19 protein-coding genes are annotated in these 23,101 nt (G+C 50.9%); 6 read left to right on the forward strand and 13 right to left on the reverse strand.

The genetic code is table 11. From position 1 onward, the window contains the following. Positions 1-33: 33 nt before the first annotated feature. Together EGT51_RS01125 and EGT51_RS01130 are read right to left on the reverse strand one after the other, a co-directional pair. A complete protein-coding gene (locus tag EGT51_RS01125) occupies positions 34-975 on the reverse strand; it encodes a 3-hydroxyacyl-CoA dehydrogenase family protein (RefSeq protein ID WP_135366955.1) in 942 nt (313 codons plus the stop codon). A gap of 67 nt (positions 976-1,042) precedes the next feature. Continuing rightward, positions 1,043-2,434 (reverse strand): type II restriction enzyme, encoded by a 1,392-nt coding sequence (locus EGT51_RS01130; protein ID WP_135366956.1) that lies wholly within the window; start codon positions 2,432-2,434, stop codon positions 1,043-1,045. Positions 2,435-2,884: 450 nt separating this feature from the next. Between EGT51_RS01130 and EGT51_RS01135 the strand changes: the two genes are divergently transcribed. Beyond that, positions 2,885-3,658: a DNA-methyltransferase gene (locus EGT51_RS01135; RefSeq protein ID WP_135366957.1), complete on the forward strand. Its 774-nt coding sequence runs from the start codon at positions 2,885-2,887 to the stop codon at positions 3,656-3,658. Between the two features lie 2 nt (positions 3,659-3,660). Continuing rightward, a complete protein-coding gene (locus EGT51_RS01140; protein ID WP_135366958.1) occupies positions 3,661-4,611 on the forward strand; it encodes a DNA adenine methylase in 951 nt (316 codons plus the stop codon). Between the two features lie 136 nt (positions 4,612-4,747). On the opposite strand, the gene EGT51_RS01145 is transcribed toward EGT51_RS01140, so the two are convergent. Beyond that, positions 4,748-5,398 (reverse strand): MIP/aquaporin family protein, encoded by a 651-nt coding sequence (locus EGT51_RS01145; RefSeq protein ID WP_135366959.1) that lies wholly within the window; start codon positions 5,396-5,398, stop codon positions 4,748-4,750. 161 nt (positions 5,399-5,559) lie between these two features. Between EGT51_RS01145 and EGT51_RS01150 the strand changes: the two genes are divergently transcribed. Next, positions 5,560-6,183: a DUF4867 family protein gene (locus tag EGT51_RS01150; RefSeq protein WP_135366960.1), complete on the forward strand. Its 624-nt coding sequence runs from the start codon at positions 5,560-5,562 to the stop codon at positions 6,181-6,183. A gap of 59 nt (positions 6,184-6,242) precedes the next feature. On the opposite strand, the gene pcp is transcribed toward EGT51_RS01150, so the two are convergent. Together pcp and EGT51_RS01160 are read right to left on the reverse strand one after the other, a co-directional pair. Beyond that, positions 6,243-6,851 (reverse strand): pyroglutamyl-peptidase I, encoded by a 609-nt coding sequence (gene pcp / locus EGT51_RS01155; RefSeq protein ID WP_135366961.1) that lies wholly within the window; start codon positions 6,849-6,851, stop codon positions 6,243-6,245. A gap of 56 nt (positions 6,852-6,907) precedes the next feature. After that, the gene (locus EGT51_RS01160) at positions 6,908-9,127 is read right to left on the reverse strand and encodes an alpha-galactosidase (protein ID WP_135366962.1); all 2,220 of its coding nucleotides are present in this window, start codon (positions 9,125-9,127) and stop codon (positions 6,908-6,910) included. A gap of 294 nt (positions 9,128-9,421) precedes the next feature. Between EGT51_RS01160 and EGT51_RS01165 the strand changes: the two genes are divergently transcribed. After that, positions 9,422-9,736 carry a winged helix-turn-helix transcriptional regulator gene (locus EGT51_RS01165; RefSeq protein WP_135366963.1) on the forward strand — a complete coding sequence of 105 codons (315 nt, stop codon included), beginning with the start codon at positions 9,422-9,424 and terminating at the stop codon, positions 9,734-9,736. Positions 9,737-10,163: 427 nt separating this feature from the next. Here the strand turns inward: EGT51_RS01165 and EGT51_RS01170 are convergent, their stop codons facing one another. Both EGT51_RS01170 and EGT51_RS01175 read right to left on the reverse strand, forming a co-directional pair. Next, on the reverse strand, positions 10,164-11,603 hold the full coding sequence (locus EGT51_RS01170) for a glycoside-pentoside-hexuronide (GPH):cation symporter (protein ID WP_225428657.1): 1,440 nt from the start codon (positions 11,601-11,603) through the stop codon (positions 10,164-10,166). 27 nt (positions 11,604-11,630) lie between these two features. Continuing rightward, entirely contained in the window at positions 11,631-13,190 is a 1,560-nt protein-coding gene (locus EGT51_RS01175; protein WP_135366964.1) for a glycoside hydrolase family 31 protein, read from the reverse strand. Positions 13,191-13,491: 301 nt separating this feature from the next. Between EGT51_RS01175 and EGT51_RS01180 the strand changes: the two genes are divergently transcribed. Continuing rightward, positions 13,492-15,219, forward strand: a complete 1,728-nt coding sequence (locus tag EGT51_RS01180) for a phosphatase PAP2 family protein (RefSeq protein WP_135366965.1) — start codon at positions 13,492-13,494, stop codon at positions 15,217-15,219. 61 nt (positions 15,220-15,280) lie between these two features. On the opposite strand, the gene EGT51_RS01185 is transcribed toward EGT51_RS01180, so the two are convergent. From EGT51_RS01185 to EGT51_RS01200, 4 genes are all read right to left on the reverse strand, one after another. After that, positions 15,281-17,050 carry an ABC transporter ATP-binding protein gene (locus tag EGT51_RS01185; RefSeq protein WP_135366966.1) on the reverse strand — a complete coding sequence of 590 codons (1,770 nt, stop codon included), beginning with the start codon at positions 17,048-17,050 and terminating at the stop codon, positions 15,281-15,283. A 17-nt stretch (positions 17,051-17,067) separates the two neighbouring features. Then, positions 17,068-17,595, reverse strand: coding sequence for a MarR family winged helix-turn-helix transcriptional regulator (locus EGT51_RS01190; protein WP_135366967.1), 528 nt, complete (start codon positions 17,593-17,595; stop codon positions 17,068-17,070). Positions 17,596-17,770: 175 nt separating this feature from the next. Beyond that, positions 17,771-18,649, reverse strand: a complete 879-nt coding sequence (locus EGT51_RS01195) for a hypothetical protein (RefSeq protein ID WP_135366968.1) — start codon at positions 18,647-18,649, stop codon at positions 17,771-17,773. A gap of 356 nt (positions 18,650-19,005) precedes the next feature. After that, the gene (locus EGT51_RS01200) at positions 19,006-19,467 is read right to left on the reverse strand and encodes a VOC family protein (protein WP_135366969.1); all 462 of its coding nucleotides are present in this window, start codon (positions 19,465-19,467) and stop codon (positions 19,006-19,008) included. A gap of 131 nt (positions 19,468-19,598) precedes the next feature. Between EGT51_RS01200 and EGT51_RS01205 the strand changes: the two genes are divergently transcribed. Further along, complete coding sequence (locus EGT51_RS01205) at positions 19,599-20,315, forward strand: sulfite exporter TauE/SafE family protein (protein WP_135366970.1); 717 nt, start codon at positions 19,599-19,601, stop codon at positions 20,313-20,315. 41 nt (positions 20,316-20,356) lie between these two features. Here EGT51_RS01205 and EGT51_RS01210 read toward each other — a convergent pair whose 3' ends face one another. Both EGT51_RS01210 and EGT51_RS01215 read right to left on the reverse strand, forming a co-directional pair. Further along, a complete protein-coding gene (locus tag EGT51_RS01210) occupies positions 20,357-21,427 on the reverse strand; it encodes a 2,3-butanediol dehydrogenase (protein ID WP_135366971.1) in 1,071 nt (356 codons plus the stop codon). Positions 21,428-21,547: 120 nt separating this feature from the next. After that, a complete protein-coding gene (locus EGT51_RS01215) occupies positions 21,548-22,936 on the reverse strand; it encodes an MDR family MFS transporter (protein WP_135366972.1) in 1,389 nt (462 codons plus the stop codon). Positions 22,937-23,101 lie beyond the last annotated feature (165 nt).

The raw sequence follows: 23,101 nt of genomic DNA on the forward strand, positions 1-23,101 counted from the left end.
AAGCCGGGGAAAACTTCCGCGGCTTTTTCATGGTTACTGTTGATCTTGTTTTAGCAAATTGAGCAAGTCACGGTCTCGCTGCGCAACGATCTTCGCGCCATCGTCACCGTTCCAGTCGTAAAAGCCACGACCGGTCTTGAGACCCAGCTCGTGGTCCGCCACCTTCTTCGCCAGCGCGGGATCTTCCCCCTGCGTGGCCCCCAGGTCAGCGTAGAGGTACTTGCTGATGTTGTCGAACACGTCAAGGCCCCCGAGGTCGGCACTGGCAATCGGGCCAACCAGGCTCCACCGCCGGCCCAGACTGTATTTGATAATGTCGTCGACGGCTGCCGGCGTGGCGATGCCCTCATCCACGATGTGCAGGGCTTCGCGCAAGACGGCCAGTTGAATCCGGTTGCCGACGAAGCCCAGCGACTCTTGCTTGAGACCGACCGCGTGCTTGCCAATGTGGTTCATCAAGGCCACGGTCAACGTCACCGTGGCGGGCGCCGTCTGCTTGCCGGGCACGACTTCCACCAGCGGCATCAGCTGCGCCGGATTCCAGAAATGGGCCACGACGAACCGGTCAGGCTTGAGCAAGACGGATTGAATCGCGGTCGGACTGAGGCCCGAGGTGTTGGTTGCCAAAATGGTCTCGTCGCTGACTAGCGATTCGACCCGTTGCCAAACTTGTTTCTTCACATCCAGGTCCTCAATAATTGACTCAATCACAAAATCACTATCAACCAGCGCGGCCGCGTAGTCGGTCGTCGGCGTAATCCGCTCGAGAATGGCGGCATCCGCCTCGTGCAACAAGCCGGCCTCGCGAAAGGTCGCCAGGTCATGTTTGATGGCGGTCATCCCCTGTTGCAACGCGGCGTCACTGGTATCCAGCAACCGCACCGGATAACCCTTCAGTGCAAATTGCAACGCCGTGGCATGCCCCATGGTTCCGGCCCCGAGGTTGGTGATGGTTTTGATGGTGTTTAGATTCATTTGAAACGCCTCCAAGTTCTTTGGTTTGCGTTCTCTTTGCTCTCTTTGTTTAGTTTAGCATGAAAGCTCATCGTGGCTCATCAATAGACTCGAAAATGGCTGACCTAACCAGGGCAGCAGTACTTTCAATTCTTCGAAGAATCGTTGACTTGCCATAGTTCTTCGTTAAGTAAGGGGTTATTTCAGACGCCAGCATACATTTATCATCTGACGAAAGAGCCGAAGTACGCTTCATTGGATTATCCAACAAATACTTAAATACAATTCGAAACGGCTGATGTTGAAGTAATAGTTCAATCAATGCTAATTTTCCTTCATTACCATCCAATTTTACTAATAACTTTCTTCCACGATCATTAATGATAAACTGTTCTTTTTCCTTTGAGCATAAGCCCAAGTACAAAACTAAATTTCCATAGTAATCTCCCTGACGTTCAGCATAACCGAATACGCTTGCAATATCTCGCTTATTCAATCCAGTCTCCGGATTTCCTTCATTGCCCGCTTCGTTTAGAAGAGCCAGTGTCTTTACAAATCTAAGGTACGAGTTAGCTTGTGGAAGTATAGCCGGTTCCGAAACAATTCTACTACGCCTATATATACCAACAATCCTGTCCAAAGTAATCGTTAAATTATCAAAAAAGCGAAATGCTTTTTGACTTACCATTCTAATTGTTGAATAATTATTGGGATCATCGAAGGTATATTCATTAAAATAATAATTTCCACCAAGTAGCAAGAGAAATGTTGGACGAACTGGTTTTGTTACACCTCGATTTCTAATAACATAAAACGGATAGTAAAGTTGTCTCACAAGAAAGTCGGCTTCCGGCACAGCCTTAGCCTCAATAACAACGACTGACTGACTATCCTCAAAGGTCGCATCAATCTCAATTTGAGCACCATTAATTTGCAAACTCTGCGGATTATCAACTCCGATGTTAAAATTCATAGTGCCCGAGCCCATCCGCCCGTGAAGTACAGGTAGAAAATGATCTTTGCCACTGCCAAGTGCCTGATCTAACATTCCACTAGAAAAAGCAGCATCAATATATGCATTCTCTGAAGGAATTGTTTTTGGAGAAATCGTTTGTACCTTGGGGAACTCAAGCATTTTAGGTGATTCATTCTCCTCGATTTCCAATGGTGCATAAGCGTTAAACCTTCCCAAACGATATGTATACACCTTATCTATATATCCTAACGGCATTATATTGATGTAATCCTTTATTGTACCGGTACCTGTCTTGAACGCATCTGGCAAGCTGTACGACTTATCAAACTTTGCCAGATTACGGACATCCGGCCCATCCACCTCATTACTGGCCTGCTTTAGTTCTGGAGCTGTGATATCAAAGTATCCTTTACTATCTATTGAATCAAATATCCTATCCCCGGATCTATCAAAAATCTTTTGCCAAACTTCATTCTTACTCGCTTTATTCGTTCCCCTAGCCACTACACTCCCCGCCTTTCTATAGTCTTGCCACCTATTTTAACAGTTCAAGTATTTTAGAATCAAGTAACTCAAATATGAAGTACAACGTATAAAAATCTGCATGGCATCAGCTTCTCTAAGTGTTCTTAAATGTCGCAAAATATTTTACTTTCTGCTTAATTTACATGAATTCTCTCGATTCGCTTCGTATTTTACTTTATAATGAAATACAATACTTTGAAGAATTGCATAAGTTTTAAGTCAATTCAACATTTCAAATGACGCATCTAGCTTAAGCTGTTCAAATGCCAAACTAAAAACAAAGGGGACTTTTATAACCACGTATTTTATTAGAATTCCCTAAGTGAACGTCTGTTCCGACGATAATTTTTTATTTTCCCGTATACTTAACAAATAGAAGTGATCACATAATACACTAACTAGTGAGTTATCGGAGGAAAGTTATCCCATATGAAAGACGCTTATTACAAAAATAACCTTATCAAATTATACCAAGGTGACTCATTAAAATTGATGAAGCTCATGCGTCCAAATTCGGTAGATGTTATCATAGCCGATCCACCATATTTTCTATCAAATGGTGGGTTTTCAAATCGTGGCGGCAAAAAAGTCAGTGTCGACAAGGGAAGCTGGGATAAGCTAAGTGCTGAATATGAAAGTACGGAACAATTCAACGATATTTTCTTATCCGAAGCTAAACGCATTCTTAAGTATGATGGAACACCGTGGGTTTTTGGTAGCATGCACAATATCTTTGAAGTTGGCTATTTGATGAAGAAAAACGACTATCGTATTCTGAACAACATAACCTGGCAAAAGCTTAATCCGCCACCTAACTTGAGCTGTAGAATGTTCACTCATTCTACAGAAACAATTATTTGGGCCAAAAAAGACAAGCAAAGCCATCAAGTATTCAATTATCAACTTATGCGCGAACGTAATTATGGGAAACAAATGACTGATGTATGGTCAACTCCTGTTATCAAAAAGATTGAAAAACGTTTCGGTTATCATCCAACCCAAAAGCCTTTAAGCTTGTTCATAAGAATGATAGAAGCATCCACCACGCCAGAGATGTTAATTCTCGATCCCTTTCTAGGCAGTGGTACCACTGCTGTAGCCTGTCAGATGCTTCAACGTCAATGTATCGGAATTGAACTTTCAAGCAATTATTTAGATATAGCGACTCGTCGTATCAAAAATGAAGAAGGAGCCCTTTTTTAATCATGGATCAACCAAAAAAAGTATTACCAATAGCCCCTATAATAAAGTGGGCTGGCGGAAAAAAAAAACTAGCACCAATAATTGAACAGATGGTCGCTGCTCAAATTGATTTAAGTACAATTGATACTTATGTCGAGCCTTTTGCCGGCGGTGCATCTTTACTATTATTTCTTTCAAGTAAGTATACCTTTAAAAAGAAAGTTATTTTGGACATTAATCCAGATCTAATTAACCTTTATCTTAATGTGAGAGATCATCTTTCTGAACTAGTGGCTAAGCTAAGCTCAATTGAAAGAAAATATAATAATCTTTCCGCTACTGAACAAAAAGATTATTATTATACAATCCGCAACAACTTTAACGAAAACATCCTTGCTAGAAAATCCGACCATGATATTCTTAACACCCAACTCGAAGAGAAAATTTCGTCTAATTTAAATCAAGCATGTTATTTTATCTTCCTTAACAAGACTGATTTCAATGGTCTCTACCGTGTTAATTCAAAAGGAACATTCAACGTTCCTTTTGGCCAAAGAAAGCAAGCTACCCTGTTCAATAAGTCGAATATCATTAACTTTTCCGAACTACTACAAAACACTGAGATTATGCTTGGGGATTATCGTATAACCGAGGAATTTGCTGGACCGGGAACTTTTTTCTACTTCGACCCGCCTTACAGGCCTTTAACCGATTCATCGAGTTTTACTAGTTATGCTAAGTCTAGTTTCAATGATACATCGCAGCAGGAGCTCGCAAAATTTGTATCAAAAATCTCAAAAAAAGGAGCTCATTTCGCGCTTAGCAATTCTGATCCTCATCAAAGTGATCCTGCAGATGATTTCTTTGATACATTGTATTCCGACTTTACCATCAACAGAATACAGGCTTCCCGCATGATATCAGCTAAATCTCAAGGACGCGGCAAAGTCTCCGAACTTTTAATCGTGGGATAAATTTAATCGTAATTAAAACACTGATGTTGGCTTGAATTTTAATTCACGCTAACATCAGTGTTTTTCATTGCTTAAAGCCCAGCAAACGAACTACCGACCAATTCACCACACTTAACTCATGTCCATCAATCCTAACTCAGTCTTCGCTTCCCATAACTCTTGCAACAACAGCTGCAATAATTGCACCGACTTCCGGTGCTAGAATATACAACCACAAATGGTTTAGGGCACTTCCACCAGCTAAGATAGCCGGACCAAATGACCGCGCCGGATTTAATGATCCACCCGTTAGGTTCAAAGCTACAATAATCAGAAAGGCCAAAGTAACTCCAATTGTCAGTCCAGCAAAATTGCTGTTACCGTGCTGATTACTCGTTACATTCAAGATTACTAATAAAAATAAGAAAGTCACGATGACTTCAACAGAAAATGCTAATCCAGCAGAAATTTTAGGGAAATCTGTTTGTCCAAGCTGATTTGTAGCCAAACCCAAGCCACCAACAAATAATTTCATCACTGCCGACGCTACCGTTGCCCCCAAAACTTGAGCAATAACGTACCACACAGCATCTTTACCACTAATTCGCCGATTAATCACCATGGCCGTCGTAACTGCTGGATTAAAATGCCCACCAGAGATACCACCAAAGGCATACGCTGATACCGTAATTGCTAACCCAAATGCCAAGCCGATCGTCAGCGTGTTCCCAGCAGCTACGGTTACCGCACCCGTCCCCAGAAACACTAACATAAAAGTACCAAAGAATTCTGCCAAATATTTCTGCATCACTATTTTCCTCCAGTTCTATTTTATGTTGATTATTATAAAACACTTAAGACTATCACGGTACCATTTTGCAAATCCGCAATTTCTTTACCCGCAAGTCAAAAAATGTTCATAACTCCCGCGCATACTGAAAGCAACTTACAACTGGAAGGATGATTCTGATGCAAATTTTTGACGTAACCGACGAACGCTTCCGGCCTTATGGTCGCATCGTTGCCGCTGGTGACTTGGACGAACTGATTACAAACTTGAACGCGGTTCCTTACCCGCCAGAAAAGACGCAATACGTGGCCAACACCGAATCTTTGGCCAACACCACGGCCGCTCACCGGCTGGAACAAACGCTTTACGGCGGCGTACCGACTGAAACGGGTTACTGCATCGGCCACAATCATCTGCTGAACTGTCTGGAATTCCACAGCAGTTCCGAAATCAACGTGGCGGCGACTGACTTTGTCCTGTTACTGGGCAAACGTCAAGACATTCATGACGACCTGACCTACGACACCTCACAGCTGGAAGCCTTCCTGATTCCCAAGGGCACGGCCATCGAAGTCTACGCCACCACGCTACACTTCGCGCCGTGTGAAGCCCCTGGCCAAGACGGTTTCCGCTGCTTAGTCATGTTGCCCGCCGGCACGAACCTGGACCTCGACTTCACCGTCGACACCCAGGACCCGATGAACCGGCTCTTGTTCAAGACGAACAAATGGCTGATTGCCCACCCAGACGCCCACAAGGAAGGCGCATTCGTCGGGTTGGTCGGCGAAAACTTACGCGTCTAACACGATAGTGAAATGAAATGCGATCTGGCGAATAATCCGTCAGACCGCATTTTTTGCGTCTATTCAGCTGCAACGATGGCCGTGATGGCGGCGGTGATGCCGCGCACGTCATCCGCTAGGGACAACGACGGCACCCCCGGCTTGGCCACGACTTGACTGGGGAGAAACGGAATGTGCATGAAGCCCGCGCGCAATGCCGGAAATTCCGTGGCCCGCAAATACTGGACTTGATACATCAGCGCGTTGCACACGTAGGTTCCAGCCGTCGTCGACACGGCGCTGGGGAGCCCCGCCGCGCGAATCGTCTGCACCATTGCCTTCACCGGTAACTGGGTGAAGTACGCCGTCGCGCCCGTCTCCTGTAGCGGTCGGTCACTGGGTTGGTCACCCGCGTTGTCTGGGATACGCCCATCGGCCAAATTGATGGCGACGCGTTCCGGTGTCAAGGCCGCGCGCCCACCAGCTTGGCCGATGCTCAAGACCACGTCGGGGTGCTCAGTCAAAATGGCCTGGCGCACCACGGTCCCCGCGGTCTGAAATACCGTCGGCACCATCAATGGCACGATGGTCGCTCCGGCAATCGTGGCCGGCAACCGTTTAACGGCTTCAATGGCTGGGTTGGTGGTTTCGCCACCGAACGGGTCAAAACCCGTCACTAAAATTTTCATACGCATCACTCCTGGATTATGAGGATTTGATGAGAATTATACACCAGTTTTCCCAATTAATCGACCGCATCAATCGTAAAGACGCGCGCGCTGAAGTCAGCGGATGCTTCCACGCCTTGAGTGGTGGCCAACAGGTGGGGGATGAACAACCCAGCGTGCATCAGCTCGTCGCCAAAGTAGACGTGATCATCCCCGCTGACACGATACCGTTGGTCTGGCCGCAAACCGCGCAGGTACAGGCGGTTGTAGGCGGGATTGGGCTGATTCAAAATTTGATAACGGGCCACGACAGCTTGGCGGCCGTCGGCACTGACGACTTGCCAACTGCCCACGTTTTTGTCACCGTCAAATGGATTATCCAACCGGTAGAACGTCCCCTGTTGGAACAGCTCGCGGTGGGCCTTGTAGAAGGCCACTTGCGTCTTGATGGCGGCCTTTTCGGCAGCGGAACATTGCGTCACGTCGAGTTCATAGCCCAGGTCACCGAAGTAGGCCACCGCCGCACGCGTTTCAATCGGCGTGATCCGTCCCGTCTGGTCATTGGGCACGGCGGAAACGTGGGCGCCCATCATCGCCAGCGGGTAGCCATAAGACGTGCCATACTGAATGCGTAACCGTTCTACGGCATCGGTGTCGTCACTGGTCCAGGCTTGCGGCGCGTAATACATCATTCCCAGGTCGAACCGCCCACCACCAGAGGCACAGGATTCAAACAAGACCTGCGGATAAGCCGTCGTCAATCGCGCGTATAGTTGGTAAACGCCCAACATGTAACGGTGAGCGAACTCTACCTGGCGCTCGGCCGGCAACGTCGCGCTGAACGATTCCGTAATATTGCGGTTCATATCCCACTTAATATAGTCCAGATGCGCCTCTTTGATTAATCGACTAATCTTGCCGTACAGGTAGTCCACGACCGCCGGATTGGCCATGTCGAGCACAAATTGGTTCCGCCCCGGCGTCATTTCCCGGTGCGGCGCCACGACGGTCCATTCGGGATGCGCCCGATACAGTTCACTATCAATGGAAATCATTTCCGGTTCGAACCACAGACCAAACTGGAGGTCCATGCCGTGAATGCGGTCCGCCAAATGGGCGATGCCGTTCGGTAATTTAGCCGCGTAAACGTCCCAATCCCCGAGCGACGTGGTGTCATCGTCTCGGTGACCGAACCAGCCATCATCTAAGACGAACATTTCGATGCCCAGTTCCTTGGCGTCACGGGCAATTGCCGTTAATTTGTCTTCATTAAAGTCAAAGTAAGTACCTTCCCAATTGTTGATCAACACCGGCCGCGGCTGTTGGGCGAAATGGGGATTGACCAAATGATGCTGGTAGAAGGTCCCCATCTGCTGGCTCAATTGGTTCAGGCCGGCGCTGGTGTAACTGAGGACGGCTTCCGGCGTTTGAAAACTTTGTCCCGCGGCCAATTGCCAGCCAAATTCGGTCGGATTGATCCCCGTCAAGACGCGAGCCGTGCCAAAGGCGTCGACCTCGACTTGGTCCAAGAAGTTGCCGGAGTATACCAGGTTCACGCCCAGCGCCGCCCCGTGGTCCTCAGTGGTCTCCGGGCGAGCCAAGGCGATAAATGGATTCTGCTGGTGACTGGAGGCGCCCCGCAGACTGCCGACGCTTTGAATTCCGCTCCGCAATCGCTGGCGAATCAAATGGCGTTCACGCGCCCAACTTCCGGAGAATTGCAGCAGGTCATAGTTCGCGTCCGGCAGGTCCAATTGTAGGCTCAAGGCCCGGTCGAGCATGACCGTCTTTTCGCCTTGATTGGTGAATTTGGCGCTACGCACGATCACGTCTTGATGCGGGAAAACCGCATAACTCAAGGTCAGCGTCATATTCAACACGGCATCGACCAGGGTGATGACCAACGTCTGGGCGTCGTCTTCGCTGTCGTCAAACGTTGACGGCAGGTCGTCTAGTCGCTGCTTGCCGGTTAAGATCTGATAATCCTGATAGCGAAATTCGCTGATACGACTACCATCGGGACCGGTAATTTGAAAGGCCGGGTCCCGGTAGTCACCTTTGCCCAAGCTGGCAAATTCTTGCTTCAGCGTTTCCGGTTGAAAGTCCGGCTGGTCCAGACGCCAAGCCGGAATTGCACCGTGCTCTTCTCGAACGGTCAGCTCAGGGAAAGTGGGTTGGTCGTGAATGCGGGGACCGTAATAGAGCTGTCCCAGCTCCCCATTGGCCATCACGTGAAAGATGTAGCTGGTATGAGCCGTTTGCAGGTGAAATTGCTGTTGCGTAACTGAAATTGACATGTGCATACTCCCTTCTATTGGTTAACACTTAATCCCATCGTAGCATAGATTGTAAGCGCTGACGAGAGTGAGACAAACGGCGCACATTTCAGCTACGTAAAGGTGACGCGAACGAGCCTAGGAAGATTTGTCCCAGGCGCCTTGGTAAATCGCCCTCACTAATACCAACGAAATTAAGCGGCATTTTGTAACCCCCGATGGCTAAATTGACTTAAAAACCAGTCCTTGAGCGATCTAGTAGACAAGCTATCAGTCAAATGCTAAGCTAATTGGCATTCGGAAAGGAAGACGATCATGGCATTAACGCAACTCAACCTTGGCAGTGAACTGGGCCTTGAGGTGCTACACCAGCGCTGGTACGCTCTGGTTTTGTATCAACTAGACGCCGCCCCCACTGACTTTATGGAACTCCGACAAACGGTCCGTGGCATTTCCACGTTCAACCTGCTACTCCGCTTAAAACAGCTGAGTGACTGGGGTCTCGTCACAACCATTCCCGAGGACGACTACAGCTATCGCCTGACCACCAGTGGCGTCATGTTTCACAACATTCTGACCGCCCTGGAAGACTGGGGCAATCAGCAACTTACTCGCGAGCTATCCCGTTAACTGATGGTTGAAAGACAGAAATCAGCTGAAACTACTGTTAGCATGCGACTCATGGCGTCAAGAATAGTCGTTTACAGCCACATAATACGAACTGGCCGCCAACCTTGCCGGAGGCAGCCAGGGTGGAGCCAGCTGTGTCAGCGGTGTTGGCTGAGGTCCTTTCTCAGCCTACAGCGCGGGACGTCTTGAGAGACTGGCTGGTTTCGCCAGGCTTTCAAGCGAACCGGAAGCCCGCTTCTCAGGCTGGAGGCGTTCCTCAGAGCAAGCGGAACCCTGGCTGACGCAGGTGCTTGGTTTCACCAATTTTAGGTGTCGGAACACCGTCGTTACAGCAATCAGTGCATTAATTTTAGGTTCAATATTCAGCCGTTAATAAAAAAGTAGTATCCGCACCAATTCTAGGGGTTGAGATACTGCTTTTTTTATGCTAATCTTTCGTATCATCCTGCTGATTCCAAGTCTTTTCCAGTTCAGCGACGATCTCCGCGTGCTTGGCTTCCGTAATCTTGACCTTCTTTAAGAAGATAAACGTTCCCAGCAAGACGGCGATGGCCGGACCCACCACCATGATGAGCTTAAACGTCAATACGTTGCTAGCCGTGATGTCGGCCACTTTGGCGTTACCCGCCATACCGGCCAGCACCGCCGTCATCCCGGTGATTCCGGTGACAATGGCGCCGGCACACTTATCGATCAGCGGCCGCACCGACAGCACCAGCGATTCATCCCGGTGGCCCAGCTTCAACTGCCCGTATTCCACGATATCCGTGAAGGTCATCAGCACGACCAAGAAAATCAGCGGTTGCGGCAAATTAAAGAGCGCACCGGCCACGATGACCAGCCAAACGTTTTGATCCGCAAAGGCAAAGACACTGAGAGCAACCAACAAAATCACGATGCAAGAGACGAACACATTACGCCGCTTGAATTTCTTCGCTAATGCCGGAAACATCGACACAGCCAGAAAACCAATGATCATGTTGGCAATACCCAAGATGGAAAACATTGCCGCGTGCCCCAACACATACGTAAAGTAGTACAGCATCAGTGAATTGGTCAGGTAGGCGCCCATACCGTAGAGTAGATAAGCACACGACAACCACATGAGTTGGTCGTTGTGGACCAGCACGCTCAAGACTTGTTTAAAGCCAGTTTCTTCTTTGTTTTCACGCAACGGCGAGTCCACTTCGCGAGTCCCAAAGCCAATAGAAAGCGCTCCCAAAATTGCGATGATGGCAGCGATTGCGGCGTAAATGAACCAGCCACGGGAATCCCCTGTTCCCCCGGTATTGGTCTTAGAGAAGAACAGAATCACTGGAATGATGGTCACCGTCACGATAGTCCCACCTAACGTGGAGCCAATCCGAGCCACGGTCGCCGTCTTTTCCCGTTCCAGGGAATCAAATGACAGCGCCGGTAACATGGACCAGAGACCAATATCTTTAAACGAAAAGAAAATATCCATCACAATGTAAATAAACGTAAATACAAAGAGGTATAAGAATGGCCGTGCCGTTAATCCCCAGAGATTACTGAACAACAGCATCATGCAGACACCCGAAATCAGTGTCCCAATAATCACCCACGGCTTAAATTTGCCCCACTTCGTATTGGTCTTGTCAATGGTATTGCCAATAAAGGGGTCAATGAACAACTCGGCGATTCGCAAGACGAAGATAATCGTGGTCATGATCCCAATCATCCGATTGTTGGCCGCCGTATCGCTCCCGTTAAACAAGTGATTGGTCACAAACATAATGAAATAGCTATTCATGACTTGGTTGAATAAATCATGGCCAAACGCCCCAAAGGCATAAGTGGTGCGGGTCAGCACTTTATTTTGCTTGGCATTTTGCTCCATTTCCATGCTTTCTTCCTCGATTCTGTCAGATTGTTAGACGCGTTGATAGGCAGGGAGGCTCGCGAGTGTGACGGGAACCTCGACTTCGGCGGGTCCGGTCACTGGTTGGGCGAATTCGTCGGTCACCGATTGCCATTCACCAGCCGGAAAATAAATCGCCTTGGTGGTCGCCTGTGCCGTAATCACTGGGGCTACCAGTAACGATGGTCCCAATTTGAACTGCGTCTTTAAGTAAGCCCGGGGCGTCTCGGGGTGGTCATAGGCCATCGACTGGACGATGGGTTCTCCGGTTCTGGCCGCCGTCTCGGCTAATTTTAAAATTGTCGGGGCAAAGCGTTGGTGCAAATCGGCCGCCTCACGACACAGATCCAAGTGGTTTTGGTCCAGCACTCGCCAAGGCGCCAGTGAGAATTGCATCATGGGCATCAACGCGGAACACTGGGCAGATCGGACGATTAGCTCCTGATCAAAATGATCCAGTGTCACCAGGCTGCGAATCTCACCGCCGCCAATCATATCAGGGCAGCTGAAATAATACCCCATCAGGCCCTGGACAATGGTGTCGGGAATCAACTCCGCCAGGCCCTCGGCACCCCATTCAAATCGCTTATCCTGTAGGCGATTGACCAACGGCGCGCCTTGATTCTTATACATCGCCCGAAATTCATTGTAGGCAAACTCCTGACCAAAGTGGCCCCACAATTCGGTCTGCTGCTCCGGTGACAAGGCCATTTGCGACACGTCATCGGCCTGGTAGAAATGCGGATCACCGGCATCTAATTTGAATCCATCGACCCCCGTCTTGGCTTGCAGGTCCTGCAGCGTTTCCTTAAACCACTGATAGGTCGCCGGATTACTCAGATCTAAGATCGCACTGAAGCCGTTCCACCATTCCCGCACGACTGGCTTGCCATCCGGTCGCATCAGCAGCATCCCCTGTGCCAACAGATCCCGATACTCCTGCGAATCAGGACTCACGAAGGGGCAGGCCCACACCATGACTTTGAACCCTAACTGATGTAACTCTTGGACCATCGCGGGGGCATCCGGAAACTTCCGGGTCGAGAACTGCCAGCGACCATAATAATCCGCCCACAAGTCATCGATCATGATGATTCCTGCCGGAAAGTCATTTTCGATGATATGATGCGCGTAAGCCAAGACGTCCGCTTGATTTTGCTGGTAAAGTAACTCCATCCACGTGTTCCACTGCGGCAGCTCGAAAAAGTCGGCCGGAGGCATGCTCTCCAGTTCAAACGTGTGCTGGGCTAACCACTGTTGCGCGCCTTTGAGGCCATCCGCTCCAGCAACCAAGCGCACCTGGTCACGCGCAATGAGGTTCAACCGGTCGTCAGCCACCGTCAGTTTAAACGGCGAATAGCTGGTAATCACCCGGCCCTTGGTCGAAATGAAGGCCGGGGCCACCTGATTCCCATTGACCAGGTGAATCAGGTCCAGTTGATAATCGCTCCCTTGATGTAAGGGGTACTGGGAGCCATCCGCAATGCTGCCGCCATACCACTCTTCACCCGTCAGGAGCTCAACTTGCAGGGGTTGCTTTAGGTTGGTCGTTAATTCATTGACAGTAATCATCACAAAATTCCTTTCCAAGTCCTTTTTGAAAAACCAACTTCCGTCAACATCATATCGAATGCTGCTTTAAATTGATAGCAAAACGAATCGCTTTCATTTCATCCACTAAGTCATCGGCCACGTTCAATAGTTAAGTCACTTGCTTTACCGGCTTAAAACGAACGCTATGTATTGATTTGGTATGCTTTCTGTATTATTTTCATTAACCCTACTGACTTTGAAAGATTGCTCGGGTATGATGAAAATGTACCTGAAAATAGAAAAGTTAGTCGACCCGTTCATTTCGAAAGGTGGAATTTTCATGAAAGTACGCCAACATCCTTGGACCCAAAAAGCAGCCGTTTTACTTTCCCTTGCCGCGGTGACCTTACCCCTGGTCACGACGACCGCCCAAGCCAGCAAGCGCACCGATGATCTAACCGCGCACACCGCGCCTTATGGCTATTTCGTTGACACTTATCAAGCCAACGTCGCCAAGAACACGACGCCCCAGACCAATCCCGTCGTAGGCGAAATGGCCGAATTTTCTACATATTGGGCAGACGGCAAAAAGCTGAATGCCAGCCTGCTCGACCAAAACGTGGCCAAGGCTGCCGACATTACGCAACACCGTAACGACAGCGAAGCCGAACGGTCCTACCTAACGGATCGCCGGGACCTGCGCTACAACCTGATTTCCGGCTTAGGTCCTTACGCCAATGCCTTCATCCAAAACGCGGATGCCAAGACTGACTTCACGTCGATGCCCAGCACCCCGCTTCCAGCCAACGCCCCTTACAGCAAAGTCAACTGGGCCGACACCTCATCTAAATTGGGGCCCTTAGTCCAGCTAGTCAATACCACCGCCCGGTCCCCCTTCTCCGGGACCGGCGTGATCAAGCACGTGGTCAAATATGAACGGCCCTACCGGCAAAGTAAGGACGTTAAGGTTGTCCCTGCCTTAGCCAACGTCATGGCCCACGCCAAGGCCGACGACTACGACTTCCCTAGTGGCCATACCACGGCCGCCTTTGAGACCGGCTTAACGCTAGCCTACGCCGTTCCTGAACGCTTCCAAGAACTGATCACTCGTTCCTCCGAAGTCGGTTACGACCGGGTCCTCGCCGGGCGGCACTCCCCACTAGCCGTCATGGGGGGCCGCATGGTCGGTACCGCCATGACCGCCGCAACGCTCAACGACAGCAACAATCAAGACCTGATGAAGCAAGCCTACCAGGTCGCCCACAGTGATGCCCTGCTCAAGAGCCCCGTTACCAAGGCCACGGATGACTTTGGCGACTACCAAACTAACCGCGACGCCTACCGTTTCCGCATGACCTATGGGTTCAACCAAACGGGCGATACGTCAGCCGCCATGCGTGTCCCAAAGGGGGCAGAAGTGCTGTTAGCCACGCGGTTGCCTTACTTAAGCGCCACGCAACGTCGTGATGTCCTCTACACGACTGGGATGCCCGCTGGCTACCCCGTCATGGATGACGCCGAAGGTTGGGGTCGCCTGGATCTCTTCTCCGCTGCCAACGGTTACGGCGCCCTGAATGGTAAGGTTGCGGTGACCATGGACGCCAAAAAAGGTGGCTTCAACGCCAAGGATAACTGGCGCAACGACTTGGCCGGTAAAGGGAGCCTGACCAAAAACGGGTCCGGCCAGTTGACGCTAAGTGGCCGCAACACCTTCACAGGCGGCACGACCTTAAAGGCCGGGACCCTGCAACTGGCAACGACCACGGCCACTGGTAAAGGAAACGTCACTTTAAACGGCGGGACCTTACAACTCAGCACGGCCAAAGTCACCGTTGCCGGCAACTACCACCAAACACACGGGAAATTGAAACTCGCCCGCAACAGCCATTTAACCATCAAGAAGACTGCTAAGCTTGGCGGAACCTTGACTCTGACCAAGGGCGCCCTGAAGAATGGCACCAAGCTCCTGTCATTCCACAATCACAAAGGCAAGTTCAGTCACGTTTCCGGACTACCTAAGGGTTGGCACTTGGCTTACACCCAACACGCTGTAAAGCTCGTTAAATAATCTTGCGTACGCCAAAAGGACCGCAACTACTGGCAGCTGCCAATAATTGTGGTCCTTTTGCCTACTCCTTAAACTGGATCCGCACGTAATCGCGGTAGATGGGTAGACTCGCCATCAACTCCTGATGAGTGCCGTGGCCACTGACATGGCCGTCCTCGATGAAGTAGATATTATCCGCATCGACGATTGTGCTCAAGCGGTGAGCGATGATCAGCGTCGTCCGCCCCTTCATCAATTCACGCAACGCCTGTTGGACCATAGCCTCTGACTCGGAGTCTAGGCTCGCAGTGGCTTCATCCAATAAGAGAATCTTGGGATCGCGCAAGAACGCCCGCGCAATGGCCAACCGTTGCCGTTGCCCACCACTGACCTTGACGCCCCGCTCGCCGACCTGCGTATCGAGTCCGTCCGCCATATTGTGAACGAAGGTGTCCGCGGAAGCCAACTTCAAAACGTGCCATAGCTCCTCGTCGCTGTAGGTCTGCGCTGACCCGTACGTCAGATTGTGCCGGATCGTGCCGGCCATAATGGCAGAGTCCTGGCTCACGTAGCCGATTTGTGAGCGCCACTCGGTGAGGTTGACCTGGTTCACATCGATATTGCCAATCGTGACTTGCCCGCGTTGTGGCTGGTAGTAGCGTTCAATCATGCCAAAGATGGTCGACTTCCCGCCACCAGACGGTCCGGCAAAGGCCACGACCGTGTTAGGTTGCGCTTCAAAGTTCACGTCATGCAAGATCAGCGGGCCCTCGTCTTCATAGGCGAAATCCACGTGGTGCATGGCTAGCGGTTGCGCCGTCACGGATTGACTAGCGCCAGTCGTCAGCTGCTCTTCCGGTTCGGCCAACAGATCCCGTACCCGTTCCGTTGCGCCATTGGCCTTGGATAGGTCCGTGAAGAAACGCGCCAACGTGCCGGCGGGGCCGATGATTTGGAACAGATACATCAGAAACGAAAACATGGTCCCCATCGACATAGTCCCGGCAGATACCCGCACCGCGGCGTAGGCCAGAACGCCCACGAAGACTGCGAGCATGGCCGCCGTCATGGCGGGACCCGCAATCGAATCATAGATGGCCTCTTTTAAGCCAATACGGTAAAGATCATTGATCTGCTGAACGCCAGCCGTGGTTTCGTAAGTTTCCGCATTTGAGGACTTGACCAACCGAATCTCACTGAGCGTCTCATCGGTCGCACCACTAAAGGTCGCCATGGCATCCTGCCGTTGGTGACCAATCTTGCCGGATTGGCGCATGATGGGAAACATGACCGCCATCACGACGGGCACCGCCACAAACATGATGGTCGTCATCCGCCAGTCCATCAGTAACATAATCACCAAGGCCCCCACCAGTTGTAGCAACGAGGTCACCATCTGGGGAAATGAATTGGCCAACAGATTCTTGATCTGCATGGTGTCATTGACCAGCCGCGAGGTCATCTCTCCGGTCTTGACGTTGTCGAAATAGCTGACTCGTAAGCGCACCAACTTCTGCCACAACGTTTCTCGCAACCGGGCGACCACGTTTTCACCGAAGAACCCTAGGAGCGCCCCTGACACGGCACTAACCGCAGCGCTCACGATAAACAACGCAATGACGATAATCAGCAGCGGCCGATTCAACGCCTGTCCCAGCCCGTTGATCAAAGATTGTGCCAGCTTGGGAACTGCCAACTGGGCACCCGTGGCTAGAAGGCCCAAGAAGAGGCCGACCCACAACTGCCAGTACTTGGGTTGCGTTTGCCGAATCAATTTTAAAAATGCTTTGCTATTAAACTTACCAGTTGGCCGTTGTCGCGCGGTCATGGCGATTGCTCTTCTCTGTGCCATCCCTTATGCCTCCAATTTTAGAACCGTGGCCAACCACCCATGGGACCGTGGCCGCCCCGACCAAAGTGTGGGTGAGCATGGCCACCCATCATCTCGTGCCAGTCCAGGTCGTCCACATGGTGGCTTAGCTTGGTCAACAGCTCCGCCAACTGAGTTTGTTCCGCTGCCGTCAAGCCGGCGAACAACTTGGTCGACCAATCATCCATGCGTTGATCATATTGGTCAAACAGCTCGCGTCCCTGTGTGCTGAGCTTGACGATTACCGCCCGCTTATCCGTTTTACTGGGCACCCGTTCAACCAATCCGGTATCCACCAGCTTGGTGATCAGCGCACTGACGGAACTGGGCCGAATGTCCAAAATCTCCGCGATCTCGGCATTGGTCAAGCCGTTGGTCGATTGACTCAAGACTTGCAAGAGTCCCATCTGGCCGCGACCGCCACCATGGCCGCCCATCCCCGGTTGATGTCCTACTGTCATCAGTAACGCCCGATTCTGTAGTAATTTGCCAAAAATTTTCATCAGATCTCGACTTTTCTCTGTCATTGAAAATGGCCTCCTTGTTCTTGATGGCATTATCTTAGCATGGTAGTTAGCTTTTGTAAACTAAAACTAACTAAAAACTAACTATTTAGTTTAAAGCTGCTATTTCCAGCGTAGTAAAAAGGGCCTGGGAAAAGCCTCCCAGACCCCATCTATCAGGTTTAAATAGCCTGCTAATTTAGTTAAATCCCTCGCCAATGACGGTATAAGCAGTCGTCTTGCCAATGGTGTACAGGCTGGCGACACCGGTGTCGTCCCCCAGCCAGTTATCCGTATAGGCGTACGGCGTGTGTAAATTGGTCAGTTTGACCCGGTATTGGTGAGCACCGGTCTTGGCCACGCGACTGCTGGCAACGCCGGCCGGTTTCACCTTAGTATACAAGAAGACGCGACTCCCCTTGGCTGTGGCCTTGGTAATCTTGACGCTCTTGGTAGGCCGCTGGTCGAACGCATACGTCCACTGATAGCCGCCGTCGCCCGTCACAACGTGCGGGTGGTTCGGGTAGTATTCCAGGTAACCGTCCGCCGTGATACGAATCTGATTGCTGGTGATTTTGGGCACTTGGCTCAGCGCCTTCAAGCCACCACTCAGCAATTGCCCACCACCGTATGGCAGCGCGTAGACCGGTCGCTTGATCTTAGTCGCCTGGCTGGCCTTGATCTTCAGCACCAAGGTTCCCTGGCCCACAGTCCCCATCTTTTTCAAGGTTGCCGCCTTCAGGCCATAGCGCACGTCGGCGGCCTGGCTATTTTCCGTCTTCACCAAATACTTGCCCTGTTTGGTGGCACTAATAATCGTGCCCTTGGGCAAGGTCAGCTTACGTTGGATCATGGCCCCACCCTGAGCGCGATACGCCGCTAGTTTGGCCGGTGTCTTGACCTTGAGCCGGTAGTAGGTGTTTTTAAATGCCCCTCGCTGAGATTCATCACTGTGTAACCAGCCGCTACTAGAAATCGGTGTCGGATTAGCCGTCTCCGTGGCGGCCTGCGCGGACGTGCTCCCCATGGTGGTCGCCATGACGCCCACCGCCAGTAATGCTGTTAGTTGTTTTTTCATAGTCTCTCTCCCCGAATTTGTCTTGGGAGTGAGTATAGCATGGCACCAGTTCAAAAGATAGCAAAATCGGGCCGCCCCCCTTAGAGAATCGACCCGCCAATCATTCAGGTGAACCGCCATTCGTTGTGGTATGCATTACCCGGTCAACTGCCCAATCAGCTCCGCCAGTTACCCGTTATTTCCAGTCGCATGAGCTTAAATTGGCCAACTTGCCAACTTTTCCTAGCTATTTGCTGCGAAAACAGGTACACTAGTCAATGCAGGTTTGCGCCTGCCCAGTTGCTCTGTACATTCCAAATGTAACCTATGGATCAACTGGTGCCCTCATCTCGGATTGATGAGGGCTTTTTTTGTGTCTAAAATGACTGCCGCTGGTCCGCCCACGGGGAGCAGCTGAGCATCCACGTGATGCCATACTGATCCACGATGGTCCCCATCTTATTGCCCCAAAACTGCTGCGCGTACGGCATCTTCACGGTCACCTTACCGGAAGCCATCAACCGGGCGTACAGCTGGTCCAGTGCGGCCACCGCCTGGGTGTCGGCACTGTTGATGTCCAGCATGACCGAGACCTGGTTGGACGGCTGCGTTTGCCCGCCAAAGGCATCGGAAAAACTGAAATTCAGGCCGAGAATCTTAAAGCCGCCGTACATCGTAATGTCGGTAAGGTCGACGCCATCGGGAACCCCAAAGATTCTCGCCTGGTCGCGATCCGGACTGAGGCGATAAACATCCGTCGCCCCAAAGACCTCCTGATAGTAACTAACCGCTGTCTTAGCATCCGCAAAAGAAAAGTAAGGCGTCGTGCGCGCATCCATTTCAAACCACTCCTCTTCATTTAGTTAACCTTATTAAACGAGTTCTCCGTCCCCCTGTCAAGCCCAGCGACCGGTTGACTTTCGCTGGGGCTTCGGCCACACTAAAGATACTAGTGAAGGAGGAAACGGGTGTGGCTTGGTTAGTTGTCATTATTGCGGGATTTTTAGGCGGGTTGGTCCAGGGACTCACGGGATTTGGGGCCGTCATCATCATGATGATCTTCTTGCCCAACATCTTGCCCATCGACCAGAGTGCCGGGGTGGCGGGGCTGATGATGCTCGGTAGCGTCGTGACCTTGGTGATCCGCAACCGCCACGAGATTCGCTTGAAACGCATCATCATTCCCTTTTTGGTCTACGCCAGCGTGGCCAGCTGGTCGGTGCACCTGGGTCACGTATTGGATGTCCACCTGTTGCGGATGATGCTGGGCGGCCTCCTGGTAGCCCTGTCCCTGTACTTTTCATTGCATAAAAATTCCGGCGACACCGCCTATCCCTGGGTCGTTGCCGGGGCATTCATGATCATCTCGGGCTTCTTCAACGGGCTGTTTGGCATCGGCGGCCCGCTCATGGCCCTGTACTTTCTGTCCAAAGCCCGGTCGCTTTCGCAATACCTGGCCGACCTGCAAACATTCTTTTTGATCGATACCTTTTACATCACCACGCTGCGGGTCGCCAGCGGCATCGTGACCGCCCACCTGGTGCCTTTCATCCTCATCGGCATGCTGGGCGCCATCACCGGGACGACCATCGCAGCCCACCTGCAGCCCCGCCTCAACGTTGCCACCATGAAACGAGGCATCTACGCGTTCATCGGCCTCAGTGGGCTTTATTACTTATTCATTTAAAAAAGACGCAGCCGGCGATGGTTGCGTCTTTTGTCGTTCACTTATAATTCTGGTGAAATGAGGATTTTAACCTGAGACTTATCAACGGCTAACGTCTTAACGCCATCCTCAATTGCCCGGTCTAACGGAATTTTCTTGGTGATCAGTTGGTTAAACAAATCTGGATGCTGGTCGATAATCGCCATAACGGCCGGATAATCATTGTTATAGCCCAATGTCGTTAAAACATCTAGTCCTTGCATAATCAACCGGTTAGTGACATCAACCGTAATTGGCTTAGCAAATAAAGCAATCAACATAACCTTGCCTGCCTTCTTTACCGACCGAATACCGGTATCAAAGGTCGCTTGAATTCCCGCGGCATCATAAACAATATCCACGCCACCAGGTACCGCCGTCTTGATTGCGGCAGTAACGTCAGTTTCATCCGGATTCAGCAGGTCGGTCAGTCCCAGGTCCTTAGCCTTTTGTAACCGTTCCTTTGAGACATCAGAAATAAAGACCCGCGTAGCTCCGGCAATTTTAGCCAGAACCGCCGTCAACAGTCCGATTGGCCCAGCACCCATAACAGCTACAGTTTGGCCTTCACGCAGTCCACTCTTCTTAATAGCCTCATAAGCAACAGTTGTTGGCTCCGTCAGCGCCCCTAACTCATAACTCATCCCGGCAGGCATCTTGTGGGCAAAGAATTCACGAATATTCGCATACTCCGCATACCCACCATCATCGGAGAAACCAATGAAATTACTGCTACCATCGTCACCAATGGCATTTTCACAAAGGTTATACTTCCCCGCACGACAATTATCACAGTGTCCACACGCAATCAACGGTTCGACAGCCACTGGATCGCCGACTTTTAGCTGAGTCACTGCCTTGCCAACCTTAACAACTTCTCCGGCGAACTCATGCCCCATCGTAATTGGCAGCTGTTTGCCACTAATCGGGTGACGCTTGGTTGGTAAGGTCAAGCCCTCTGAATATTCATGCAAATCACTGCCACAAATACCACAGAATTTTACTTTGATCTGTACTTGATCATCATTGGGTTCAGGAATCGACACATCTTCTAACCGGACGTCCTGCTTGCCGTATACTCTAACAGCTTTCATCGTTAGAAACCTCCTTAAACTTGTATGTGAATTATGTAACTAACGTTAGTATAGCGCTATCAAAAGATAAGTATCAAACATTTCCACCCGACTTTTTTGGTAATAAAAAAGCACCTGAGTTCATTTCTCAGGTACCTCACCCAAACCATCAGCCTTCTTCAACTGCCGCGCCAATAACCAGCAGACGAAGACCATCCCCGTTGACAGCAAATAGCTGAACTTGATGCCAACCAGCTGACTGTTCATCGACCAGTGGATGTGGCTGGTGCTGGTCAGACTGATGATGGCCACCAGCAGCGCCGTGCCAAAGGAGGCCGCCACCTGTCGCAGCGTGTTGTACACCGCGACACCATCGGGAATCATGGCCAGCGGCAGCATCGACCAGGCGTGCGTCTGAATGGGAATCAGCACCAATACCAGGCCCAGCTGGCGAATCGTCTGCCCGGCGACCACGTAGGCCATCGAGGAATGGCTACCGGTCGCACTCAGTAGCAGCGACCCGCTCATGTCGATGGTCAGCCCGATCATCACCATCCGCCGGAAATTATATTTGTCATAAAACCGGCCGCTCAGTGGCGAAATAATGGCCGTGCAGACTGACCCTGGCAGCAGTGTCAGCCCCGACACGAAGGCGCTTTGGTGGAACACATTTTGCACCAACACCGGAATGATGATGGCGTTGCCGTACATCGTGACCATTAACAACATATTAATAATTAGCGGTAAATTAAACTGCCGATACCGAAACACGTGCAGGTTCAATAGCGGGTAACGCTTGGTCCACTGGCATTTGACGAAGAGTCCCAGTAACACCAGCCCAATCACCAACGGCACGACGCCCTTCACCGACCAAAACGCTGTCTCGCCCACGTTGGAGAAGCTGTAAAGTGCCGCCGTCAAGCCAAACCCGGACAGCAGTAAGCCAGTCCGGTCGAGTCGCTGCTGGTGCAGTTCGCCCACATTTTTCAAAAATTTCGGTGCCAAGGCCACGTCCACTAACATCAGCGGCAACGTCAACCCGAAGAGATACGGCCAACTGAGGTGGGTCAAAATTACCCCGGCCACGGTCGGCCCCAGCACTGGCGCCAGGTTCAAGGCCAGTCCGACGATGCCCATCGCAGCGCCCCGTTCACTGGGCTTGGTCGACGTCATTACCACCACGTTGACCAGCGGAATGATGATGCCGGCCCCCAAGGCCTGAATCATTCGGCCGACGATCAAGACGGGGTAAAAGGCCGCCGTGGCCCCAATCAGGGAGCCAACAATGAAAATCAGTGACGCCGTCAAGTACAACTGACGCGTTGTGTAGCGTTTGATCAAATACGCCGTGGTGGGAATCATCAACGCATTGATCAGCAGGTAGCCGTTGTTGAGCCACTGTCCCTGGGCGGTCGTGATGTGGAACGCCCGCATAATGGCGGGTAAGGCGGTGGACATCAGCGTTTGGTTCAAGACACTGAGGAACGCACCAACCATGATCAAGCTAAAGGAGAAGCGGTTCTTATGCATATGTAGGTAAACGACCTTCCAGATAATGAGAATTGTAGAAACGTGCTTAATTCAGGATACTAACGATGTTTCGGCTTGTCAATGAGAGACGGACCCAGGGCGGAAATGTTACGGGCAACAAACTAATATGACCACTGGGTAGTTTCGTCTTTCAGCCTTCAACCT

It is taken from the genome of Levilactobacillus suantsaiihabitans (assembly GCF_004745505.1).
GTDB classification, from domain to species: domain Bacteria; phylum Bacillota; class Bacilli; order Lactobacillales; family Lactobacillaceae; genus Levilactobacillus; species Levilactobacillus suantsaiihabitans.